The organism is Pseudomonas asuensis (assembly GCF_014646755.1).
Classification (GTDB): Bacteria; Pseudomonadota; Gammaproteobacteria; order Pseudomonadales; family Pseudomonadaceae; genus Chryseomonas; species Chryseomonas asuensis.
In genome coordinates, this window is sequence record NZ_BMNW01000048.1 from 1 (window position 1) to 3,136 (window position 3,136).

Here is a 3,136-nt window from a genome sequence, read left to right on the forward strand (position 1 = left end):
TCAAAGGTCGAAAGCGCAACTTAATTGTTGATACGCTGGGCGTAGTCGTAGCGGTTACAGTTACCGCAGCCAGTGTCCAGGACCGTGACGCGGCTGCTGCGGTCGTCCAGCAGGCCTGCAGCAAGGCACCTTGTATCTAGAAACTCTATACCGATGGCGCTTATGGAGGAAGTCGTGCCCGGGCGATCGAAAACGCTCATGCGCTTGTGGTCGAAGTGGTGCGGCGACCGGGTAATGGCGCTACCGGAACCTTGCAAACGGCTCTGGCTCTGCCTGAGAGAGGAGCTGGTTTCACTATTCTGCCAAAGTGCTGGATCGCTGCAGCCTGGGTATGGCTAACTAATGCGCGTATCTTGCTCAATAGACTGGCTTGAAAGGTTTTGTTTTGTCTACACCCTCTTAGTCTTCGCTCACTGATGAGACTTTTTTTAGCGGCTCTAAATAACCAGCTAGAATCTCACCGTAATTAGAAAGGTTGACCGTCTGGCCAAATAAGGGGTCGTAGTAAATTGATGAGCGCTGCGCATCACGTAACTCAATGACCGTATGTGAGACAAAATTAAAACAGATGTCCTTCGGTTGACCGAATATTTGATTATTTGCAACCATATGGAAAGTAAAGGCGCCTTCAAGCTGTTTCAGCCTATGACCAGCAGCCCAAGCGATAAAACAAAAAAACTTACAGATTGACTCACAATCGCCTGCTTTATGAGTCATAAGAGCATAAGCATTACGCAAGCTAGTAGAGTGATAATTAATCAAATTATGTTGATTAATATTGTTAGATAAATTATGCAACACTTCGAGAGGAGACTGCTCGTGCTTGATGCCTTCCATTAAGATTGCAGCGTAATTTTCAAGATTCTTGGCATCGTTAGTTTCTTGATCTACATCACCATGGAACTCCTTAGGCAAGGCTTTCTTCCGCTGTATGAGTTTGTAAATACGATCATCGTTCATTTTTCTTATCGTAAGTTCAGGCGTTTGCTCTTGATCAGCTTTCAAAGTAGCTTGAGGCGTCTCCAGTAGCGTGTGCGGTGATACTTGCTGTAATTCGATATGCTCTCGGGTAGTTTCATGCTTGTAATATGTAATTAGTAGACATAAACAACTCGATAATAAACCACGCATATAGCTTCTTCCTCGGATTATACGATCTATGTGGTCAAGCTGAGAGAGGTCGTTCCAAAGACGCTATTCAAGCGGCTCTTTCATTAGCGAGGGCATGACCCTGCTTTCGAGACCGGCCCGACCAGCCCAAACCATCAGTAATTCAAGCTTTTTCAGCAGAAGAGCAAGTAAGATATCGCTGAGCACAACGCTCAATGGATATTTCTGGAACGCAGTGCCTTTGATAGCCCGTCGTAGCGTGGCTGCAAATTGATTGGTGCCCAACTTAAGATGACAGCATCTCGGAATTTCAAGCCGATCGTGATCTCTCATTTCTAGCATAGTAATCCAGCTCCCATACTGCTGCCGGAACTACTAGAAACGATGGCTTGAGCACTGTTGAGTGCAGTCGTTAGACCGAAAAGCTAATCTAGGGAACCTACCGGGCCATATTGCCTACTCATCTGGAGAGTGCCGCTGATCGGGCAAGCGCTATCAACCAATAGTCAACATTCCCTATCCTCTTCAGTGCAACTGAGCATGCAATGTCACGGACTCTGAAGAACCCACTACACACGTCCTCTTTTCAAGCTTCCAGTACCCGCCATACCGAAGAAACACAAAAAATTGGGGAATATCCGCTCTCCGCACTGCAAGCACGAGTAAAAGCCTCACTCGAGGGGCATGTTACTAATACATTCAATCAAGCGACGCCTGGCACAGCCCTTGTTGGTGTGAAAAACTTAGTGATGCTCTGCGCCTTGCAAGCAGTCAACGGCGTACTCCGCGAGCGCTGGCCCATGGTCAGCTACCGGAGAGCATCGAGCCGCTACTGAACAATACGCTTGAGATGCTACGTAAAGATCCTGTCAGGTATCCACTGGGCGCTGCGGCACTTAGCAAAGTACCGTTACACTTGGATGACATTGCGAAGCTGCAACGGTCGATCGACACGTCAAAGACACCATTGGCTAACGTCCCGGCCGAACACCGGTGGCGTCTGTGCCTCAACCCCGCCTTTGTGGACACAATCGAAAAACACATCGATGGAGCCGAGATAACCCGCTACTGCCCTTTATAATGGACGCTGAGCCCGTTACCTGCACGGATTGCTCAGCGGGTGGGCTACTTCAATGAAATCTCTTAAAGCGTCTCTCAACGCCAAGCTGCTTACCAGTTTTCACAGAGCTGCTTGTACTGGTCCAGACGTCGACAAGAAGGACTACATCAGGAGCAGCTTCGGATTGACTATGGGCAAAATATGACGCCCGAGGGTCGTAATGAGCTTTTGGCATTCGGCCGGGAGCTGCGTAAAACCCTGCTTGGTTACGTGGTAACCTCCAACCGACAAGATTTCGAAAAATTCGATGCTCAGTGGAACAAAACGATACCCGGTGAGCCTGTAGCACCGCCAGCAGAGCCAACCGGCGATGTGGCCAATGTAGAGACCTCGTTCGTGATATTGGCGAAGCACATGGATGCTTTCATCGTTGAATATGAAAGGAACATGCTCAACTGCCGTACCGAGAATGAAAGGTTGGAGAACATCGTCGACCTGTGCCAGAAGTTAGAACGGCTGCATCCGCTTCCTGATGGCAACGCACATAGTTTCGCGATTTTGACTTTGAACCACCTGTTAGTGCGCAACGGCATGCCGCTGACCATGCTAAATGCCCCAACATACTCGATGGGTGATCGCTCAAACAGGTAGTGGTAGAAGTGAAATTGGGCCAGCAACGCGTTGCGGCCTACTCTCTAAGTCAAGGCAGCTTCATAGGGGACACGAGCAGAAAGCACTGGCATGGCTTACTCAAGAAGCGCCTCAACAATATGTTTTGACGCCGCCAACAGGCCGTCGTCGGCTTGAAAGGGTAAGGTTCAGGCCGTGTTCAATCTACCCGTAACATAACCTGTATGCCTAGCTGTTTGGTCCCAGGGAGAAAGGGTTTATGGTATAGACCTCTATCGGAGGAGGATCCATGGCTCAAGTTCTACACAAACGCGCCACGACCACGCACGCCATCCG

2 protein-coding genes and 1 pseudogene are annotated in these 3,136 nt (G+C 49.1%); 2 read left to right on the forward strand and 1 reads right to left on the reverse strand.

Annotated elements, in window-relative coordinates; all coding sequences use genetic code 11:
- Positions 1 to 374: pseudogene (locus IEX86_RS25330) on the forward strand (transposase); the annotation flags it as partial.
- 25 nt (positions 375 to 399) lie between these two features.
- Here IEX86_RS25330 and IEX86_RS24500 read toward each other — a convergent pair.
- Positions 400 to 1,131, reverse strand: coding sequence for a hypothetical protein (locus IEX86_RS24500; RefSeq protein ID WP_188868756.1), 732 nt, complete (start codon positions 1,129 to 1,131; stop codon positions 400 to 402).
- A 1,240-nt stretch (positions 1,132 to 2,371) separates the two neighbouring features.
- On the opposite strand from IEX86_RS24500, the gene IEX86_RS24505 reads away from it, so the two are divergent.
- Positions 2,372 to 2,821, forward strand: coding sequence for a hypothetical protein (locus IEX86_RS24505; RefSeq protein ID WP_188868757.1), 450 nt, complete (start codon positions 2,372 to 2,374; stop codon positions 2,819 to 2,821).
- Positions 2,822 to 3,136 lie beyond the last annotated feature (315 nt).